Origin of the sequence: Streptomyces spiramyceticus, assembly GCF_028807635.1 — a bacterium.
In the GTDB taxonomy this organism is placed as follows: Bacteria; Actinomycetota; Actinomycetes; order Streptomycetales; family Streptomycetaceae; genus Streptomyces; species Streptomyces spiramyceticus.
In genome coordinates, this window is the sequence record NZ_JARBAX010000001.1 from 3,760,111 (window position 1) to 3,779,884 (window position 19,774).

The 19,774-nt window shown below is 68.1% G+C and carries 19 protein-coding genes; 17 read left to right on the plus strand and 2 right to left on the minus strand.

Annotated features, from left to right (window positions below):
* Nucleotides 1-2: 2 nt before the first annotated feature.
* The 17 genes from PXH83_RS17160 (at nt 3) to asnB (ending at nt 18,196) form a co-directional block, all read left to right on the plus strand.
* Nucleotides 3-719 carry a UbiX family flavin prenyltransferase gene (locus PXH83_RS17160; protein WP_420803179.1) on the plus strand — a complete coding sequence of 239 codons (717 nt, stop codon included), beginning with the start codon at nt 3-5 and terminating at the stop codon, nt 717-719.
* A gap of 90 nt (nt 720-809) precedes the next feature.
* Nucleotides 810-1,265 carry an Lrp/AsnC family transcriptional regulator gene (locus tag PXH83_RS17165; protein WP_214920503.1) on the plus strand — a complete coding sequence of 152 codons (456 nt, stop codon included), beginning with the start codon at nt 810-812 and terminating at the stop codon, nt 1,263-1,265.
* A 93-nt stretch (nt 1,266-1,358) separates the two neighbouring features.
* On the plus strand, nt 1,359-2,522 hold the full coding sequence (gene mqnE / locus PXH83_RS17170; protein WP_214920502.1) for an aminofutalosine synthase MqnE: 1,164 nt from the start codon (nt 1,359-1,361) through the stop codon (nt 2,520-2,522).
* Between the two features lie 48 nt (nt 2,523-2,570).
* A complete protein-coding gene (locus PXH83_RS17175; protein ID WP_274561295.1) occupies nt 2,571-3,242 on the plus strand; it encodes a UdgX family uracil-DNA binding protein in 672 nt (223 codons plus the stop codon).
* Between the two features lie 19 nt (nt 3,243-3,261).
* On the plus strand, nt 3,262-3,786 hold the full coding sequence (locus PXH83_RS17180; RefSeq protein ID WP_274561296.1) for a GNAT family N-acetyltransferase: 525 nt from the start codon (nt 3,262-3,264) through the stop codon (nt 3,784-3,786).
* A gap of 128 nt (nt 3,787-3,914) precedes the next feature.
* Nucleotides 3,915-4,169, plus strand: a complete 255-nt coding sequence (locus tag PXH83_RS17185) for a DUF4229 domain-containing protein (protein WP_420803228.1) — start codon at nt 3,915-3,917, stop codon at nt 4,167-4,169.
* A 384-nt stretch (nt 4,170-4,553) separates the two neighbouring features.
* Complete coding sequence (locus tag PXH83_RS17190; RefSeq protein ID WP_274561298.1) at nt 4,554-5,879, plus strand: dicarboxylate/amino acid:cation symporter; 1,326 nt, start codon at nt 4,554-4,556, stop codon at nt 5,877-5,879.
* Nucleotides 5,880-6,038: 159 nt separating this feature from the next.
* Complete coding sequence (locus PXH83_RS17195; RefSeq protein WP_274561299.1) at nt 6,039-6,686, plus strand: TetR/AcrR family transcriptional regulator; 648 nt, start codon at nt 6,039-6,041, stop codon at nt 6,684-6,686.
* A gap of 291 nt (nt 6,687-6,977) precedes the next feature.
* Nucleotides 6,978-8,150 carry a cytochrome P450 gene (locus tag PXH83_RS17200; protein WP_274561300.1) on the plus strand — a complete coding sequence of 391 codons (1,173 nt, stop codon included), beginning with the start codon at nt 6,978-6,980 and terminating at the stop codon, nt 8,148-8,150.
* The gene (locus PXH83_RS17205) at nt 8,147-9,160 is read left to right on the plus strand and encodes an aspartyl/asparaginyl beta-hydroxylase domain-containing protein (protein WP_274561301.1); all 1,014 of its coding nucleotides are present in this window, start codon (nt 8,147-8,149) and stop codon (nt 9,158-9,160) included. The genes PXH83_RS17200 and PXH83_RS17205 overlap by 4 nt, the downstream gene beginning before the upstream one ends.
* Nucleotides 9,160-10,410 (plus strand): MFS transporter, encoded by a 1,251-nt coding sequence (locus PXH83_RS17210; RefSeq protein WP_274561302.1) that lies wholly within the window; start codon nt 9,160-9,162, stop codon nt 10,408-10,410. The genes PXH83_RS17205 and PXH83_RS17210 overlap by 1 nt, the downstream gene beginning before the upstream one ends.
* 30 nt (nt 10,411-10,440) lie before the next feature.
* Nucleotides 10,441-11,646, plus strand: a complete 1,206-nt coding sequence (locus PXH83_RS17215; RefSeq protein WP_274561303.1) for a cytochrome P450 — start codon at nt 10,441-10,443, stop codon at nt 11,644-11,646.
* A gap of 58 nt (nt 11,647-11,704) precedes the next feature.
* Complete coding sequence (locus PXH83_RS17220) at nt 11,705-13,057, plus strand: DUF6002 family protein (RefSeq protein ID WP_274561304.1); 1,353 nt, start codon at nt 11,705-11,707, stop codon at nt 13,055-13,057.
* Nucleotides 13,054-14,205, plus strand: a complete 1,152-nt coding sequence (locus PXH83_RS17225; protein WP_274561305.1) for a GNAT family N-acetyltransferase — start codon at nt 13,054-13,056, stop codon at nt 14,203-14,205. Before PXH83_RS17220 ends, PXH83_RS17225 begins: the two co-directional genes overlap by 4 nt.
* A complete protein-coding gene (locus PXH83_RS17230; RefSeq protein WP_274561306.1) occupies nt 14,206-15,462 on the plus strand; it encodes an MFS transporter in 1,257 nt (418 codons plus the stop codon).
* Entirely contained in the window at nt 15,459-16,370 is a 912-nt protein-coding gene (locus tag PXH83_RS17235; protein ID WP_274561307.1) for an LLM class flavin-dependent oxidoreductase, read from the plus strand. Before PXH83_RS17230 ends, PXH83_RS17235 begins: the two co-directional genes overlap by 4 nt.
* Nucleotides 16,370-18,196 (plus strand): asparagine synthase (glutamine-hydrolyzing), encoded by a 1,827-nt coding sequence (asnB, locus tag PXH83_RS17240; protein WP_274561308.1) that lies wholly within the window; start codon nt 16,370-16,372, stop codon nt 18,194-18,196. Before PXH83_RS17235 ends, asnB begins: the two co-directional genes overlap by 1 nt.
* A gap of 74 nt (nt 18,197-18,270) precedes the next feature.
* Here asnB and PXH83_RS17245 read toward each other — a convergent pair whose 3' ends face one another.
* Both PXH83_RS17245 and PXH83_RS17250 read right to left on the minus strand, forming a co-directional pair.
* The gene (locus PXH83_RS17245) at nt 18,271-18,807 is read right to left on the minus strand and encodes a DUF6817 domain-containing protein (RefSeq protein WP_274561309.1); all 537 of its coding nucleotides are present in this window, start codon (nt 18,805-18,807) and stop codon (nt 18,271-18,273) included.
* Between the two features lie 170 nt (nt 18,808-18,977).
* On the minus strand, nt 18,978-19,652 hold the full coding sequence (locus PXH83_RS17250; protein ID WP_274561310.1) for a LuxR C-terminal-related transcriptional regulator: 675 nt from the start codon (nt 19,650-19,652) through the stop codon (nt 18,978-18,980).
* Between the last annotated feature and the right edge of the window lie 122 nt (nt 19,653-19,774).

Sequence of the window (19,774 nt, forward strand, 5' to 3'; positions counted from 1 at the left end):
ACGTGGAGTCAGGACATGTACGCGGGCAGCAGCACCAGGAGCAGCGGCAGGAGGCGCCGCGCAGGCCCTGGATTGTCGGTGTTTCCGGCGCGTCGGGTACGCCGTATGCCGCCGCCGTGCTGCGTGGGCTGCTCGATGCGGGGGAGAGCGTCGATCTGGTGGTCAGCCGGGCCTCGCGGCTGACGCTGCTCGACGAGACGGGCATCGCGTTCCGGGACGCGCACTGGCAGGAAGATCTGCGGAACTGGCTGGCGCGGGGCGCGGACGGCAAGCCGGACTCGTTCGACGTCGATGCGGCGTATGTCAGCGACGTGCGGTACTGGGCGGCCGGGGATCTCGCCGCCGGTCCTTCGTCGGGCTCGTACCCGGCCAAGGGCATGCTGATCGTTCCGGCGTCGACGGCGAGTGTGGCCGGGGTGGCGCTGGGGCTGTCGAAGGACCTGCTGCAACGGGTGGCGAGCGTGACGCTCAAGGAGCGGCGCAGGCTCGTGGTCGCGGTGCGGGAGACGCCGCTGAGCGGCCAGACCCTCAAGCACATGGTGGCGCTGGACGAGGCGGGCGCGGTGGTGCTTCCTGCCTCCCCGGCGTTCTACGCGGGCGCGACGCACATCCAGGATCTGGTGGACTTCGTCGCCGGGCGGGTGCTGGACGCGGCGGGGGTGCCGCACGGCCTGTACCGCCGCTGGAAGGGGGAGCTCGGTGGCTCCCGAAAGGACTAATTCTTCGTTTTGCTGGGCGTAAGGCCCTCTGTGCCTTAGATTCTGCATGTAAGCTTGCGCTACTGCTGAACAATGGAATGCTTCAGGCATATGGACGCCGTGGACAGGCAGCTCATCCAGGCCCTCAGGGAGAACGGCAGGGCCTCCTACGCCGAGCTCGGCCGGCTCGTCGGGCTCTCGGGGCCCAGCGTCACCGACCGCATCAACCGTCTGGAGGCGGCCGGAGTCATCACCGGTTACCGCGCGACGGTCGACGCCAAGTCGCTCGGCCTCGGCGTCACCGCACTGATTGGCATCTCGCTCTCGGACGCGGCCGACCACGAGGACGTGGCACGCAGGCTGCGCGACCTCGCGGAGATCGAGGACTGCTGGTTCATCGCGGGCGACGACTCGTACATGCTCAAGGTCCGGGCGGGCGACGTGGACGGCCTGGAGAGGACGATCCGCCGGCTGTCGGGGACGCGGGGCGTGTCGCGCACCCGTACGACGATTGTGCTCTCCACGAAGTGGGAGAACCGGGTCGGGGAATTGCCGGAAGAGGCTTAGCGCGGAGCGCTATGGGGGCCCCACCCGCCCGAAGGGTGGGGGAGTACGGTTGGCGGAGCCTGTTTTACGTAGACATATGGGAGGCGGCCGTACATGGACGCGGGGCTGAAGCGCGAGCTGGAGCAGAAGGTCCGGGGCGGGGAGCGGCTGACCCGCGAGGACGGCATCGCGCTCTACGAGTCCGACGACCTCGCCTGGCTGGGCGGCCTCGCCCACGAGGTGCGTACGCGCAAGAACGGTGACGTCGTCCACTTCAACGTCAACCGCCACCTCAACATGACGAACGTGTGCACCGCGTCGTGCGCGTACTGCTCGTTCCAGCGCAAGCCGGGCGAGAAGGACGCGTACACGATGCGCATCGAGGAGGCCGTCCGGCTGGCCAAGACGATGGAGGGCGAGAACCTCACCGAGCTGCACATCGTCAACGGCCTGCACCCCAACCTGCCCTGGCGCTACTACCCGCGCTCCCTGAGCGAGCTCAAGAAGGCCCTGCCGAACGTCTCCCTCAAGGCGTTCACCGCCACCGAGATCCACCACTTCGAGACCATCTCGGGGCTGTCCGCGTCCGAGATCCTCGACGAGCTGATCGAGGCCGGTCTGGAGTCGCTGACCGGTGGCGGCGCGGAGATCTTCGACTGGGAGGTCCGCCAGCACATCGTCGACCACCGCACCCACTGGGAGGACTGGTCGCGCATCCACCGCCTCGCGCACGAGAAGGGTCTGAAGACCCCGTGCACGATGCTGTACGGACACATCGAGGAGCCGCGCCACCGCGTGGACCACGTGCTCCGGCTGCGTGAACTCCAGGACGAGACCGGCGGATTCCAGGTCTTCATCCCGCTGCGCTACCAGCACGACTTCGAGGACATGAAGGACGGCAAGGTCCGCAACCGCCTCCAGGCGCGTACGACGATGGCGAGCGGCGTCGACGTCCTCAAGACCTTCGCTGTCTCGCGGCTGCTCTTCGACAACGTCCCGCACGTGAAGGTCTTCTGGGTGATGCACGGCGTGCAGACGTCGCAGCTCGCGCTGCAGCACGGCGCCGACGACATGGACGGCTCGGTCGTCGAGTACAAGATCACGCACGACGCGGACAACTACGGCACGCCGAACAAGCTCGGCCGTGACGATCTGCTGGAGCTGATCCGGGACGCGGGCTTCCGCCCGGTCGAGCGGAACACCCGGTACGAGATCATCCGCGAGTACCCGGGGCCGGACGCGGACCGCCGCGAGTCGCCGCAGGCAATGAGGCTCTGACTCCGTTACGGCGTGTTTGCCATGCGGCCCGGGGGGTACCCGCGCCGCATGGCCAGCCGTACCGAGCCTGATGGCGGCCCCGGTACCGCACCCGAGGACGCCTACACCGCCGAGCCCTTCCTCCCCGGCCGCGGCGGTCTCCCCGCACTGCGCAAGGCGGCCGCCGGCTGCCGCGGGTGCCCACTCCACCGCGATGCCACCCAGACCGTCTTCGGCGCCGGAAACGACCACGCCCGGGTCCTGCTCGTCGGCGAGCAGCCGGGCGACCAGGAGGACCGGCAGGGGAAGCCGTTCGTCGGCCCCGCGGGCAAGGTGCTGACCCGGGCACTGGACGAGGCCGGGATCGACCCGGACGACACGTACATCACCAACGCCGTCAAGCACTTCAAGTTCGAGCTCGTCCCTGCACGCGGCAAACGCCGTATCCACAAGGCGCCCAACCTGCGCGAACTGACCGCCTGCCGACCGTGGCTCAACGCCGAAATGCGGCTCGTCGACCCCGACGTCATCATCGCGCTCGGCGCCACCGCCGGGAAGGCGCTGCTCGGCCCCTCGTTCCGGGTGACCAAGCAGCGCGGCATGCTGCTCCCGTACGAGGACCGCGGCGAGAGCGTCGTGGCCACCATCCACCCCTCCGCCGTACTGCGCGCCGACGACCGCGACGCGGTCTACGAGGGCCTGGTGTCCGACCTGCGGATAGCCGCGCAGGCGCTGAGCTGAGCCGTTTATCGTCGAACGCATGCCGCTGACCTTCGAACTCGATCCGCGGATCGAGCCGGCCCTGCGCGACGGCGTCCTCACCCTGTGGACGGACGTGTCCAACGCGGGCGGCGCCGTCGGATTCGTACCGCCCGTGACCGTCGACGACATCCGGCCCGAGTGGGTCGGCCACCTCGCCGCCATGAGCGAGGGCCGTACGCGGCTGCTCGTCGGGTACGACGAGGAGGGCGCCGTCGCCGCCACGACCTTCATCACGCACAACACGCACAGGCTGATGAAGCACTGGGTGTGGCTCTACACGGTGATGGTCCACCCCCGGCATCAGGGCAAGGGATACGGGCAGGACCTGATGGCCGCGACGGAGGCGGCCGTACGCGGCTTCGACGGCATCGAGGCGGTACGGCTGACTTGCCGGGGCGGCACCGGAGTCGACCGTTTCTACGCCTCCTGCGGATACAAGGAGGTCGGCCGCGTGCCCGGCGCGATACGGGTCGCGCCCGGCGACGACCGCGACGACATAGTGATGCTGCTTCCCCTGGGCTGATTCCCTTGGCCTGAGGGCCCTGTGCTTGACTGGTGGTGACCCTTTCGGTTGCCGTTGAGAAGAAGGTCCCCCCTGTGAGCCCCGAGAGCCCCGTGAGCAGCAAGCACGCAACGATTCGCTACACCGCGATGCGCCTGGCCGTCTTCGTCGGCTGCTTCTTCGTCATCTGGGGCCTGGTCCGCTTCGGGATCCTGCCGGCCGGCCTCGGCGACTCCAACCTGCTGTGGGTCCTGATGCTCGCCATCGTCGTCTCCGCGCCGCTGAGTTTCGTGCTGCTGCGCAAGCAGCGTGACGCGATGTCCGAGCGGATCGTCGAGCGCGTGGACCACGCGAAGGCCCGCTTCGAATCGAACCGCAAGCAGGAGGACGGCCTTACGCAGTAGGGCTCCGTAAGGTACGTCACACACTCACGCACACTCAGCGGCACCCCGGTTCCGGACACCCGTCCGTGGCCGGGGTGTTGGCGTTTCCGGGGTGTTTCGTACCCAAGGAAAGCTTTGATGTTCTCAAAGTTCAAGTGTTAACGTGCTCGGCATGAAGACAGCAGCCGCGCACCGCAATCCCATGAGCGTTCCGCTCGTGGCGCGTCTGCATGTCGATCTCTGCCGCTGTGTATCCGCGGCCTGTCGCCGCCACATCTGACAACAGAAGCGACATCACGCAGCGGCGAGGCCACAGCTCGACGTGCAGCTCACGGCCGCCGCACCCCCGTCCCGAATCCCCGTACGCCCTCGTACGCTCGCGTACGTCATCAACGGAGTGTGTCCGTGTCCGCGAACTCCGCGACCACGCCCGCGAAGCAGAACTCTCGCTTCCGGATATCTGAGAAGTTCCCCTTCTGGGCCCAGATCATCACCGGTCTGGTGCTGGGTGTCCTGCTCGGCTGGCTCGCCCGCAGCCAGGACATCAGCTGGCTCAAGACGACGCTGGAGCAGGTCGGCGGCATCTTCGTCCAGCTGCTGAAGCTGGCCGTCGCGCCGCTCGTCTTCTTCGCGATCCTGGTGTCGATCACCAACCTGCGGAAGGTCAACAACGCCGCCAGGCTGGCCTCCCGTACGCTCCTCTGGTTCATGATCACGTCACTCGTCGCGGTCGCCATCGGCCTCGCGATCGGCCTGCTCACCAACCCGGGCGCCGGTACGGGCCTGACGCCGAAGGACGGCAAGAAGCCCGAAGGATCCGGCTCCTGGATCGACTTCCTGACCGGCATCGTGCCGACCGACGTCATCACGCCGTTCACCGAACTGAACGTGCTTCAGATTGTCTTCATGGCCGCCGTCGCCGGTATCGCCGCGCTCCAGCTCGGCGAGAAGGCCGAGCCGATCCTCAAGCTCAGCAACTCCGTTCTGGAGCTGCTCCAGAAGGCCCTGTGGTGGGTCATCCGGCTCGCGCCCATCGGCACGGTCGGCCTCATCGGCTTCGCCATCGCCGACTACGGCTGGAACCTGATCAGCAAGTACGCGACGTTCACCGCCGACGTCTACATCGGCTGCGCCCTGGTGATGTTCGGCGTCTACCCCCTGTTGCTCGCGACCGTCGCCAAGGTCAACCCCGTCCAGTTCTTCAAGGGCGCCTGGCCGGCCATCCAGCTGGCCTTCGTCTCCCGCTCCTCGGTCGGCACCATGCCGGTCACCCAGCGGGTCACCGAGCGCCTCGGTGTGCCGAAGGAGTACGCGTCCTTCGCCGTGCCGTTCGGTGCGACGACCAAGATGGACGGCTGCGCCGCGATCTACCCGGCGCTCGCCGCGATCTTCATCGCGCAGATCTTCGACGTACAGCTCGGCATCCAGGACTACCTGCTGATCGCCTTCGTGTCGGTCATCGGCTCGGCGGCGACCGCCGGTCTGACGGGCGCGACGGTCATGCTGACCCTCACCCTGTCGACGCTCGGCCTTCCGCTGGAGGGCGTGGGTCTGCTGATGGCGATCGACCCGATCCTGGACATGATGCGTACGGCCACGAACGTCGCGGGACAGGCGCTCGTCCCCGTCATCGTCGCGGCCCGCGAGAAGATCCTCGACCACGACGCGTACAACTCGGCCTCGGCTTCCCCCGTCGACGAGAAGACGGCGCCCGTGCCGGTCGCGGCGTAACTGCCTCGCGCTAGCGAGTGCCCCACCCAAGTGCCCCACCGAGTGCCCCCGGACGCCTTGCGTCCGGGGGCACTTCGGCTTCCCCGCGGTGCGCGCACGTAGGCTTAACCGGGTAGTAAGCCGCGTATGCCGCGCGGCGGGGCGGAAGGAACCGGGGACGTGGGTGCGGTGAAGGGCAAGCGGATGCCGCGTGCCGTGCGCGAGCAGCAGATGATGGACGCTGCCGTGCAGACCTTCGGGCAACGGGGTTACCGGGCCGCGTCGATGGACGAGATAGCCGAGCTGGCCGGGGTGTCCAAGCCGCTCGTCTACCTCTACCTGAACTCCAAGGAAGAACTGTTCACGGCCTGCATCCGGCGCGAGGCACGCGCGCTCGTCGAGGCGGTACGGGCCGGGGTCGAGCCGGGCCTGCCCGCCGACCGCCAACTGTGGGACGGCCTAAGGGCGTTCTTCACGCACGCCGCCGAGAACCCGGACGCCTGGTCGGTGCTGCACAACCAGGCACGTACGCACGGAGAGCCGTTCGCCGCCGAGGTCTCGGCGATGCGCGAGGAGATCGTCGCCTTCGTGACGTACCTGATCGGGTCCGCGGCCCGCGAGGCGGCCTGCGATCCCGACCTCGCCGACCGGGAAGTGGCCGGCCTCGCCCATGCGTTGGTGGGCGCCGCGGAGTCGCTGGCCGGCTGGGGCAACGCTACGCCGGGCGTCTCCGCGAAGGAGACGGCCGCGACGCTGATGAACTTCGCCTGGGAGGGCCTTGAGAACCTCATGCGGGGGCAGCGCTGGGCGCCGTCGTCGCGCCCGTAACGTCGTCGTGCCCGTAACGTCGTCGCGCTTGTAACCCGCCCGCGAATCGCACTGATCGAATATCACGGAATCGGTCATCGGCACAAGGGGGGATTCCTCTGCTCCTATCAGCGTTGACTTGATATCGGCAGGATTGCTTCTATGGACGGGTCCTGAAAAGTTGCCTTCTGCCAAAAGGGGAACGTCATGAAGTACTGCTGGTAGCCGTTAGCGGCATCCTGGGGCCGGCTCGAAGAGCCGGCCCCCCTGCCGGTTCCTACGCGTTGAGAACGGCTTGAAAGAAGGCATGGCGTGCTGGAATATGATCCGCTGTCGCCCGCGTTGATAGAAAATCCGTACCCCTTCTATGCAAGACTCCGCGAACGGCAGCCGGTTTTCTGGCACGAGAAGCTCGAATCGTGGGTGTTTACGCGGTACAAGGAATGCGCGGAGATCCTCCGCGACTCCGAGACATTCGCCAGCGACTGGCGACGGGCCGGCTACGAGATGCCGGAAATGGATCACCCGAGCCTGCAGGTGCTTGATCCGCCCGACCATGCGCCGGTCCGCCATCTCTTCATGAGCGCGCTGCACCATCAGGACCTCGACGGCATCGGAGCGCTCGTCGCCGCGGAGTCTGCTGCCTTGTTCGAGAAACTCGCATCGGCCGCGTCTTTCGACTTCGTGGAAGAGGTCGCTCGTCCGGTGACCTTGCACGCTGTGTGCCGCGTCCTCGGGGTGAATGCTCCGGAGACGGATTCGTTCGTCAAGCTCGCCGATGCCGTTGAACGGGGTATGGACGCAGGCCTCGTCCCCGAGGCCCTCCAGCCGGCCATCGCGGCACGTCGGGAGATCGACAACCTGATGGAATCGTGGCTTGTCGATTCCTCGGGCTCCGGCGTACTTGGGCATGCATTACGTGAGAGAAAAGGCCTTGATGTGCCGGAAGGAGTTGTGTGGAGCACGGCCAGGGTGTTGTTCCTGGCCGGTTTCAGTACGACTGTTTCGGCCTCCGTCAATGCCGTGCTGGCTCTGCTGGGGCAGCCGGAATTGTTTGAGCGCATACGCAGTGACCGTCGGCTTCTCGACACCTGCATCGATGAGCTCATCAGGTACGACAGCCCGATCCAGGGGACGAGCAGGGCGTGCGTCGAGGACGTCACCCTCGCAGGCGAACGGATAACGCGCGGCCAGTCGGTGATGGTCCTCATCGGGTCCGCCAACCGTGACCCCGACCAGTTCGCCGCACCGGACGAACTGGTGCCGGACCGTCGGCCCAACCAGCATCTCGCGTTCGGTCGCGGGCCCCATGCGTGTACCGGAAGCATGCTCGCAAAAGTGGTGCTACGAGCGCTGCTCACCAGCCTCCTGGAGCTTCCCGGAACGCCCCGTCCCGCCGGTCCGGTCCATCGCCGGCCCCGGGCAACGCTGCGCTATCCGGAACGGCTTCCCCTCACGTTTCACTCACCAAGGACAGAGACATGAGTGAACTCGAACCCTGGCCGCAGGCCCCCATCCTGGCCTCGCTCCCCGCAACGGCCCAGCTCACACCCCACTTTGATACGGCGGAGCTGCTGGCCGACCTCCAGACGCTGCGCACGACCGAATGGCTGCCGCCACAGATCATCAGCGGCGAAGGACTCCGCCCCGGCGTCGATGTGGACTGGCGGAAGCTCCCGCTGCGCAGCGTGGGGGGAGACCCGGAGCGTACTGATCCGGGCGGTCCTTCACTGGCGGAGTTCGCCGACACCCCATGGCTCGGCAAGGCGCCGCACATGGCCCTGCTGCTGGCGGGCATACCCGCTCCGCTGCGCTGTGTCAGGCTTCAGTCGCTGGGGCCCGGAGCGGAGAGCCCCCTGCACAACGACACCAAGTACGGCCTGCCCTGGGGGATCGTACGGCTGCACGTTCCGCTGATCACGACGCCCGGCGCCACGCTCACCATCGAGCAGGAGACGTACCGATGGCAGCCCGGCGAGTTCTGGTACGCCGACTTCACCCGGCCTCACCTGGTGCGCAATGTCGACGACATCACCCGCGTCCATCTCGTCATCGACTGCGAGCCCACGCCGGAACTGCTGGAGCTCTTCCCTCCCGAGTTCCGTACGCCCGAGGTGCTGGACCACACGCTGCTGTCGCTGCCTGTCCGGCAGGTCACCCCGGCCGGTCTCGCGGCGTACCGCTGCACATTCCCCATGCCTGATTCGTTCACCGAGTTCGACGAGGCCGACGGAGCCTTTCTGACCTCCCCGCGCACCCGGACGGCCGCCGTCGAGGTGCGCGACGGGCAGCTGATTCTGTCTCTCTCCGGAAAGCCCGAGTTCATGCTGGTGCACGTCGGTGCCGGGGAGTTCCGTTTCGCCGGATGGACGACGGAGCGGACGGTCCAGTTCACGAGGGATGCGTACAACAGGCCGAGTGTGACGCTACGTTCGCGTGTGGGCGACCAGATCCGCGCCCTCACCCTGACGGCCGGCCTTCTGGAGTGCATCTGATGTCCACGCGACTCGCCGCACCACGAAGCCTCCTGCACCACCGGGACTTCATGCTGCTGTTCGGAGCCGAGTCGATCAGCGTGGCCGGTACGCAGGTCGGCATGGTGGCCCTGCCTCTCGTGGCGATTCTGACGATGCACGCGGGGGCGTTCGAAGTCGGTCTGCTGACGGCCGCGCAAACGTCCGCGTTCGTACTGATCGGCTTGCCTGCGGGCGTGTGGGTGGACCGGATGCGCCGTCGTCCGGTCCTGATCACCGCCGATCTGGCGCGCGCGGCCCTGCTGTTCACCATTCCGGTCGCCTTCTGGCTCGACGCGCTCACGCTGACTCAGCTGTACGTCGTGGCGCTCGGAGCCAGTATCGGAACAGTGTTCTTCGAGGTGGCGAGCCAGAGCTATCTGCCCACTCTGGTCGACCGGGACCAACTCGTCGACGGCAACGGCAAGCTGGAAACGACACGGGCGGGTGCCCAGGTGGCGGGTCCCAGTGTCGGCGGCTGGCTGGTCGGTCTGGTCACCGCGCCGGTCGCGATCGTCGCCGACGCGATCAGTTACGTGGGGTCCGCGATCTTCCTGAGCCGTATCGGTGCCCAGGAGACGAAGCGTTCGCGCGCGAACCGCCCCGGGCTGTTGCGGGAGATCCGTGACGGGCTCCAGTACGTGTTCGCCGACCGTATTCTCCGGCTGATCGCGCTCCGTTCGGCCGTTGCGAATCTGTCCTATTCGGCCCTCATCGCGGTGCAGGCCCTCTTCCTGGTCAGTGAGGTCGGCCTGTCGCCCAGCGGCTACGGGGCCTCGCTGGCCGCGGGCGCCGTCGGGGGGCTGTGCGGCGGTGCCCTCATCGGGCCGCTGGCCAAGCGGCTCGGTTCTGCCCGGATCATCTGGCTCGGACCTGTGCTGTTCCAGCCGTTCGCCCTGCTGATCCCGCTCACCGACACGGGTGCGAAGGTCGGCTTCTTCATCGTCGGCTCGTTCTTCACCTCGATCGGTGTGGTCATCTACAACGTCAGCCAGATCAGCTTCCGTCAGGCCACCACCGCGGAAGACATGCAGGGCCGGATGAACGCCACCATGCGTTTCCTGGTCTGGGGGACGATGCCGGTCGGCGCCCTGCTCGGCGGCACACTCGGCGAAATGTACGGCGTGCGAGTCGCCCTGTGGTTCGGCGTTCTGGGGCTCGTGCTCTCGATCGTCCCACTGCTCTTCTCTCCTCTGGTCCGCATGCGTGACCTGCCCGCGAGCGCCTCATGACGCATGTACGCAGACGCAGGGAGCCCTGACGTGGCCGATGACCAGGAGCGCTGCCCCGACTTCCCCATGCCCCGGCGATGCCCCCACGCACCTCCTCCCGAGTACGAGGCCCTGCGGGCCGAAGCGCCCCTCGTCCGGGCCCGGTTCCGGCACGGCAGTACGGTCTGGCTGGTGACCCGGCATGCCGAGGCGCAGCAGGTGCTCACCCACCCGCGGATGAGTTCGGACCCCAACAGGCCGGGGCACCCGTTCGCGTCCGTCGCAGGCTCGCCGCGCGGTCAACTGCCCGGCGACTTCATCGACATGGACCCTCCGGAGCACAACCGGTACCGGCGCATGCTCGCCTCGGAGTTCGGTATGCGCCGGACGAGAGACATGCGCCCCGGCATCCGCTCTGTGGTCGACCAGGTTCTGGACACCATGGTGGACGGCGAAGAGGCCGACCTCGTCGAGTCGTTCGCCCTGCCCATCGCGACGCTGGTGATGTGCCAGCTGCTCGGCGTCCCGTACGACGACCGGGATTACTTCCAGGAACAGACCCGCAAGATGGCCAGGGGCTTCGTACACCCCGAAGAGGCCGAGACAGCGTTCAAGGAACTCCGGGGCTACGTAACGGAGTTGGCGTCCAGCGCGGAGCGAGCCCCGGGTGACAATCTCCTTGGCCGGCTTGTCAGGAACCATCAGGAAGCCGGCGACCTGGCCCAGGAGGAACTGGCCGGCATCGCGTTCCTGCTGCTGGTCTCCGGCCATCAGACCACGGCCAACATGCTGCCGCTCGGCGCCTTCACCCTGCTGCGCAACTCCGGTCAGCTCGCCGCGCTGAGAGGCGATCCCACCCTGTGGCCGGGGGCGGTCGAGGAATTGCTGCGCTACCACTCGATCGTCGACTGGGTGGCCCTCGCCCGGGTGGCGACCGACGACGTGGTCATCGGGGACCGGACCGTCCGGGCCGGCGAGGGTGTCTTCGTCCTCGGGGCCTCGGCCAATCACGACGAGCGGGCCTTCGACGAGCCCGGCGCCTTCGATATCCACCGGCAGCGGCGCGGCCATCTGGCATTCGGCTACGGAGTCCACCAGTGCCTGGGCCACAACCTTGCCCGGGCCGAGCTGGAGATCGCGTACCAAGCGCTCTTCGAGAGGCTCCCGGGCCTGCGGATCCTGGGAGACCCCGACGAACTCCCCTTCCGCTACGAGGAGCGGACCTTCGGTCTGTACCGGCTCCCCGTCGCGTGGTGACTGCTCCACCGGCGGCCTCTGCCGCGGCCTTCAATCTCCTACAGCTCCGAGGAGCGGGATGACTACCAGCGTTGCGGACGCGACGATCGCGTCGGTGAATGTCCTCGGCGACCACGGCGAACAGCTCCGGCAGGCGCTGACTGCCACCGCCGGGCTCCGGCCGCCGGGCGCGGGTTTCGAGCCGGCCTTTGCCCTGCCGGAGCCGACGGACCGGCTCGCCGAGTTCTTCGCCGTGACGGACCTTCGGTTTGCCGGACTCGGCACCGTCGGCGACACCCGCCTTGTGCTGCTCGATCTCATGGGCAACCCGGGAACCCGTACGGTCAAGACCCTCGCCTCGCACGTCATCGTGGCCCGCGCGGTACGTCACATCGACAGCACCGGCGAAGCGGTGATGATCCTTACGCCGTCCTCGGCCAACAAGGCCACGGCCCTGCGTGACGCGGTCCTGCGGGCCTACCGCACCGGCCTCGCCACCCCCGGGCAGCTGCGCATTGTGACCGTGGTGCCGGACGCGGCACGCCCGAAGCTCTGGCAGTCCGACCTCGACGACGATCCGTATCTCGCCGCCCGCAACCCCATGTGCGTACTCGACCGGGAGCACCCCGAGCATGTGAAGACGGTCGCCGTCCAGGCGATGGAGGGCCACGAGAGGCTCTTCAACCGGTACGGATTCCGTCTCTGGCACACCCTGGACCTGGACAACTACCGGTGCGCCGATGCCGTCCGGGCCTTCGCGGAAGACGCGGCACTACCGCTGGAGCGTGGTGCCGTCCGGGTCCACGCGCACGCGGTGTCCAGCGCCTTCGGCCTCCTCGGACACCACTTCGGTACGACGCTGTTGCCCGAGCGGCCCGCGCCTCCTCAGTACTTCCTCGTGCAGCATCTGGCCACCCCCGACATGGTGCAGAGCTTGTACGGGACGCCACCGCCGGAGTATCGGGCGGATGCGGCGACCGGGCTGTACCACCAGGACGAGGACCCCCGGTATCCGTACACGACCTTCAGCCCGGCCGAGGAACTGGAGACGACGTTCTACACCCGCACGCCCACCACATCACGCGCCATGAACGAGATCATCCGCGCCAACGGCGGGGGCGGAGTCGTGGTGTCGCTGCACGAATGCCTCACCCGCTACGGCGAGATACGCGCCCTGCTCGCGCGTGGCGGCACCCGGCTGCCTGCGGACCCGAGAGCTCTGCGCGAATGGTCCCTGGCCATGGTGACGGCGGGAGTGCTGAACGGTATCGACCGAGGGCTGATCCGGGCGGACGAGGTCGTCGTCCATGCCTCCGGCTCCTACGGTGAGGGCGACTTCGCACCGCTTCCCGAGCGCTCGGTCCGCGACGTCGGCGGTGCGGAGGATGTGCGCCGCGCTGTCCTCGACGCGGCGGCGGCCGGCACCGGATGAGCGGGCTGACGGCTGAGCCCGGTGCCCTGACAGCGCTGCGCTACCAGTGGACCGCGGGCACCGGGCCGTGGGCCGGTCTGCGGCAGCGTTGGGCCAGTGTTCCCGGGCGCCGGTATCCGCATACCGTGGCCACATCGGCCGACCGGATGCTCACCCTCGCCTACGGGGGCTTCCCGGAAGGGCTCACCTATGTGCTGCCCCATCTGCGTGCTCAGCAGGCGAGTGGCACGGGGAGCGTGAGCACGGCGGACGCGGCGCCGGTCACCTGGAGGCGGATACGCCGCGGCGTGCTCGTACCCGACGCCGACCTCGTGGTTGTCGGCTGCTCCGGGCGGAGGGCGCTCGCGCTGCCCCGCGCCCACTCGGTGGTGCTCCCCTTCCGCGTACACGCGCTGCTGGACGTGGTGAGCGATGCCGACACGATGCGCAGATCCGTATCGCCCAATGAGCGGCGGCAGTTCGCGAACCTGCGGCGCAGGCACGAGTGGACGTGCGAGGCGGGGACACGCGTCGAGGACCTCCGGTTCTTCTACGAGCGGATGCATCTGCCGACCATGGCGACGCGGCACGGCGAGGAGAGCCGCAGTACCGACTGGACGCTCGCTCTGCGCGCCCTCTTCCGGCACGGCGTGCTCCTGTTCATCAACGAGGCGGGCAAACGTGTGGCCGGCGTGCTGTGCCGGACCGAGGACGGGGGCAGGACGCTGCGGATGCGGCTGCTCGGCGTACTGGACGGCGACGAGACGCACTACCGCAGTGGCGCGGCGAAGGCGGTCTACTACCTGACCATCGAGTGGGCGGCGCGGCACGGCGTACGGCGGATCGACTTCGCCGGCGGCGACCCCTTCCCGGGCACGGGCGTCTTCCAGTTCAAACGCCGCTTCCACCCGACGATCGCGCATCCCCAGGACCACTACCGCGACCGTCGCGTGTACGTCCGTGCCGTGCGGGACACCGATGCGATACGTGACTTCCTGGTCGCCACACCGATGCTGACCGTCGACGAGGCCGGCCGGATCGCCGCCACGTACTTCCATGACGCCACGCGCCCCGCCCGGCTTGACGTCCGTGCGGACTGCCCCGGACTCGGCCGCTCGCGCACCGTCGATCTCGACGAGTTCCTCGACCGGCTGCCCGGGGGAGGCTGAGTGCGCCGCGTGCCGTCCAGGCCCGAGTGGGCGACCCTGGCGTGGTGGCGCCGGCCGCTCGGCCCCCTCTACTTCGCCGCGCTGGTCCTGTCCCTGGGGCGGGGCGCCTGGTTCACCTGCTGGGCGATGTTCTTCATCAAGTCGGTCGGCCTGAGCACTGCGCAGTTCGGCTTCGGCATCACCCTGGCCGGCGCGGCGGGCCTGGCTCTCGGTGCCCCGCTCGGCTACCTCGCCGACCGATGGGGGACGCGCGAGACGCTGATGGCGCTCGGGGTCGTGCAGGGACTCGCGATCCTCTCGTACGCGTATGTACGGGACTTCTGGGCGATCGTGGCGGTCACCTGCATCGTGATCGCCGCGGAACGGTCCACGCCCGGCATTCGGATCGCGGTCGTCTCCGGCCTCACCACCGGAGCCGACCGCCTGAACAGCATCTCGACGACCAGGGTGATGACCCAGAGCGGCATCGTGGTCGGCGCGCTCTTCGGCGCACTCGTACTGTCGGCCGACAGCCGGGCCGGTTATCTGGCGCTGATCGTCCTGTACGGGACGGTCAATCTGTTCTCGTCGGCGCTGCTGCTGCGTGTTCCGCATGTGCGGTCGCTGGCCGACCGCAAGGTCAGACGCGGTGTGCTCGTGCTGCGCGACGGGCCGTTCCTGGCCATCACGCTGTTCAACGGCCTGCTCGCCCTGAGCTGGGGAATGCTCGACTCCGGTGTACCGCTGTGGATCACCGCGCACACGGAAGCCCCGACCTGGGTGATGGGCGTGCTCATGGGGTTCAACGCCGTGGTGATCGTGGCGTTCCAGAACCGTGTGAGCCGGGCCGGTGCGACGGTGACGGGGGCCGGGCGGCTCGGGCTGTGGTCGGGCGTGCTGCTGGCGGGCTCCTGTGCGGTCTTCGCCGCCAGTTATCACGGCTCCGGATATTACGTGCTGGTGGTGCTGTTCGTCGCAGCCGCCGTGCATGTCGTCGGCGAGCTGTTCTTCGTGAGCAGCGGTCTCGGGCTCTCCGTCGGGCTGACACCGGACGAGGCACACGGTGAGTACCAGGGCATGTTCGCCAGCGGTCAGGCCGCCGCCATGATGCTCGCTCCCGGGGTGATGGCCGTTGTGCTCGTCGAATGGGGGACGCTCGGCTGGCTCGTTCTCGCGGTGGTCTACCTCGTCGGCGGCGTCGGCACGGTCACCGTCGCCCGGTGGGTCGTGCGCAGCCGGGCGCGGAGCGGCGCCGGAAGCGAACTGGAGGCGGTGTGACGGCACTGGGGATACTCATCCTGCCGGAGCACACGGGCCGGGAGGCCGCCCGGATCTGGAGCGGGGCCGAACAGCTCGGTTTCGACCACGCGTGGACTCCCGACCACCTGTCCTGGCGTTCGCTGAGGGACCGGCCGTGGTTCGACGCCATGACCACCCTGGCCGCCGCTGCCTGCCACACCAGCACCATGGTCCTGGGCACTCTGGTCACCACACCCAACTTCCGCCACCCCGTTCTCACGGCCAAGCAGGCCATGGCCCTGGACCGGATGAGCGAGGGACGGTTCCTGCTCGGCGTGGGGGCGGGCGCGGCAGGGCCCGACGCTGTCGCGCTCGGCGAAGCGGTGCCGGCGCCCGCTCAACGAGCCGCCAGGTTCGCGGAGTTCGTCACGCTGGTCGATCTGCTGCTCCGCCGCCGGGCGACGACCTTCGGCGGCCGGTTCTACCGGGCTGACGATGTGCGGATGGTGCCGGGCTGTGTCCAGCGGCCGAGGCTGCCGCTCGCGGTGGCGGCGACGGGCCCGCGCGGCATGAGGCTGGCAGCGCACCTGGCCGACATGTGGGTGACCATCGGAGACCCCCGGGCGCCGGGGAGTGAGCCGGAGGCCGAGGCATTCGCCACGCTGCGGCGGCAGACGCGCCGGCTCACAGAGGTGTGCGACGAAGCCCAACGCGTGCAGCCGCTCCGCAGAACAGTCAACCTCAGCCGGGTGGTTGCCGATCCGTACGCATCCCCCGAGCGTCTGGCCGATCTGGTCGGGCGCTGCGCCGAACTGGGCTTCACCGACGTGGTGCTGGCCCGCCCGCGGGCAGAGGGCGTCTTCGCGGGTGATCCGCGCGCATTCGAGAGGGCCGTACTGCACGTAAGGGGACTCGAAGACCTGATGGAACAGCGGAGGCGTGCCTGATGTGCGGATTTGTGGGATGGCTCGACTTTGCCCGGGACCTGCGCGGCGAGCAGCACGTGCTCGACGTCATGACCGACACCATGAGCGACCGCGGCCCCGACGGCCGCGGCACCTGGCTGGGACCGCACGCGGCCCTGGGACACCGCCGCCTGGCGGTGATCGACGTGGCGGGCGGGGCACAGCCGATGACCGCCCGCGGCCCCGGCGGGGTCCCGGTGGTGCTGGTGTACGCGGGCGAGATCTACAACTTCCGTGAGTTACGAGCCCAACTCATCGGCAGCGGACACCGGTTCACGACCAGGTCGGACACCGAAGTGCTGCTGCACGCCTATCAGGAATGGGGCGCCGGCTGCGTCGAGCGGCTGCACGGGATGTTCGCCTTCGCGGTGTGGGACGCGGTGCGTGAGGAAATGGTGCTCGCTCGCGACCGATTGGGCATCAAGCCGCTCTACTACGCTCCCCGGTCGCACGGGGTGCTGTTCGCCTCCGAGCCCAAGGGGCTGCTGGCCCACCCCGGCTTCGCGCCGTCCCTGTCCGCCGACGCGCTGCCGGTCCTGCTCAATCCGAGGCTCGCCCTGCCCGGCGAGACGCCCTTCGGAGGGATGCGTGAAGTCAAACCCGGGCATGTCGTACGGATCGACCGGCGGGGATGCCATGAGTATCCGTACTGGCGGCTCGTCAGCCAGGAGCACCCCCACGACCTCGACATGACCGTACGTCACGTCCGTGATCAGCTGGTGGACATCGTCGAGCAGCAGCTGGTCGCCGATGTGCCCAGGTCGGCCATGCTCTCCGGAGGCCTCGACTCCAGCGCTCTGGCGGCGCTGGCCGCGCGCAGCCTGGACCGCGCGGACCAGGGGCCGCTCACCACGTGCTCCGTGCGGTTCGAGGGGGAGGAGCGGGACTTCCGGCCGACCCGGCTGCGGCCCGAGCGCGACGCGCCGTACGCGGCACTCGCGGCTGAGCACATCGGGACGGCCCATACCGACGTCGTGCTGAGCGCGGAACAGTTGGCTGATGCGCTTCCGTACGCCCGCAGGGCACGCGATCTGCCCAGCCTCGGGCAGTTCGACACCTCGATGTACCAGATGTTCGCGGCGATGCGTGAGCACTCGACGGTGGCACTGTCCGGGGAGGCGGCCGACGAGGTGTTCGGCGGCTATCCCTGGTTTCACGACCCCGCCACGGTGTGGGGCGACACCTTCCCCTGGCTCGGCGACGCTCCCCGGCTGGCGGACTGTCTGGCCCCCGAGGTGCGCAAGGCGGTCCGGCCCGCAGAGCTGGAAGCGGACCGGTACGCCACCTTGCGCGCCCAGGTTCCCCGGCTGGCCGGCGAGGGCGGGCTGGAAGCGCGGATGCGGGAAGTGCTGTTCTTCAGCCTGCAGGGTCCCCTCGCGATGCTGCTGGACCGCAAGGACCGTATGAGCATGGCGGTGGGTCTGGAGGTCAGGGTGCCGTTCTGCGACCACCGGCTGCTGGAGTACATGTGGAATGTGCCCTGGTCGATGAAGACCGCGGACGGCAGGGAGAAGGGCGTGTTGCGGATGGCCGTGGCGGACCTGCTCCCGGAGCGGGTGCTCATGCGTCCCAAGTCCGCCTATCCGGCGGTGCACGACCCTGTGCAGGAGGCCGCGGTGCGTGGGGCGGTGAGCGCGCTGCTGCGCGACCCGTCGTCGCCGCTGGCTGAACTGCTCGATGCGGAAAGGGTGTCGGAGCTGGCTGGGCGCAACGGCCGGACGATGACCCATGCGAGTACCGCGCACCTGTTGATTCCGCTGCTGGAGACGGACGCCTGGATGCGGGAGCACCGCCTCCGGGTGTCCTGACCGGAATCGACACCGCCCTGCAGTTTCCCGCAGGGCGGTGTCGATTGCGGTCAGGCGGTCAGGCGGTCAGGCGATCAGGCCAGAACGTTCTGGACTTCGCTCCAGGCGTCTTCGCTGATGGTCGAGCGCATGCGAGTGAAGAGCACCAGGAACTCGGGTCCGTACTTCGCGTGGAACTCCGGATTGTGGCTCGCGATGTCGCATTCGTTCGCGACGCTGATCTCCATCAAGTCCCGGATCTCCTGCTGCGACAGCGTCCGTATCTCACCGGTGAACCGATCGCGCCAGTGGTCCGAGTCGTCGTTGAGATGCGGGTACGTGTACTTGCGGTCCATCGCGCCGTAAAGATAAACGAGCCCTTCGGCAGGCTCACCGATCACCTCGGCAACCCGGGGGCGCTGGTCGAGTTCGAGCATGGAGTACATCGGATCGGGAGACCCGTCGGGCGCGAAGAGCGCGTGCAGAAGTCCCGCCTCCCGGACATCCTCGCGCGCGCCCCATTCTTCGAGTTTCCGCTCAACCCGCAGCAGATGCGACAGAAGTGTGCCCCCGGGATGCTTTACCTCCCCGGCACCGACACTCTCAAGAAGATCGACCGAAGCCTTGCTCATTTCCCCTCCAAGGAGATTGCCTCCAGGGCGGCCGGTGCCTCCTATGGGTGGTCCTGCCGCTCAGCACGCCTGGAACGCTATCCCGTACCGGAGCGGAGGCACGATGCGGGAAAACCCTGAGAGCCAGGGGATTGACAAAGGACTGTCGCGTACGCATTTGCGCGGGTGGACTACGTCCGTCCGATTTCCGCGCTACGGGACCTGCCCACCATCTCGGCGATCTGAGCGCGTGAGCAGATCCCGAGCTTGCCGAAAATGCGCGTCAGATGGGACTCGATCGTCTTGGGGCTGACGGACAGCTCCCGGGCGATCTGCTGGTTCGTGCGGCCGCCGCTCACCAGGTCGGCGATCTGCCGTTCGCGAACGGTGAGCGAGGCGAGTTCCGTGTGGTCGACCGGCCCGGCTTCCTGCTGGTCGACGGCGTTGTTCTTCAATGCTGCGATCGCCCGTGCCGAGTTGGCGAACGTGCCGGCCACCAGACCCTGCTCATTCAGCTTGTCCAGCAGCAGGCCCAGCATCCGCTCCTCCAAGCCCTGCACGGCAGCCTGGGAGCGGAACTGCGAAAGCAGTTTGGGGTCGAGGCCCGGATCCTCCCACTGCCGCCCCAGGGCGTAGATCCACGACAGGCGATCCGACACCGCGAAGGCAGCCTGCTGGTCTGTGAGATCTTCCGCCATTTGGAATATGGATACCAAAGCTAACGAGCCCAGCATCCACTGTCGCGAGACGGGCGTCACGAACACGGCGCGCTCCTCGCCGGAAAGCAGCGCCTCAAGACGATCGCGAACAACCACGGGAAACGGTTTTGATTGATCGTTGTACTGAATTTTTACTGCACGCGCCACATCGTCTGTCGGACATGGCCACAAGTGCGGAGCCATAGAACATCCCCCTACCCCGTTTTGCGGCCGGGATAAGGTCAACCGCCCGCAATTCGAGGAATCCTGACAGACGCTCGGCCAAAATT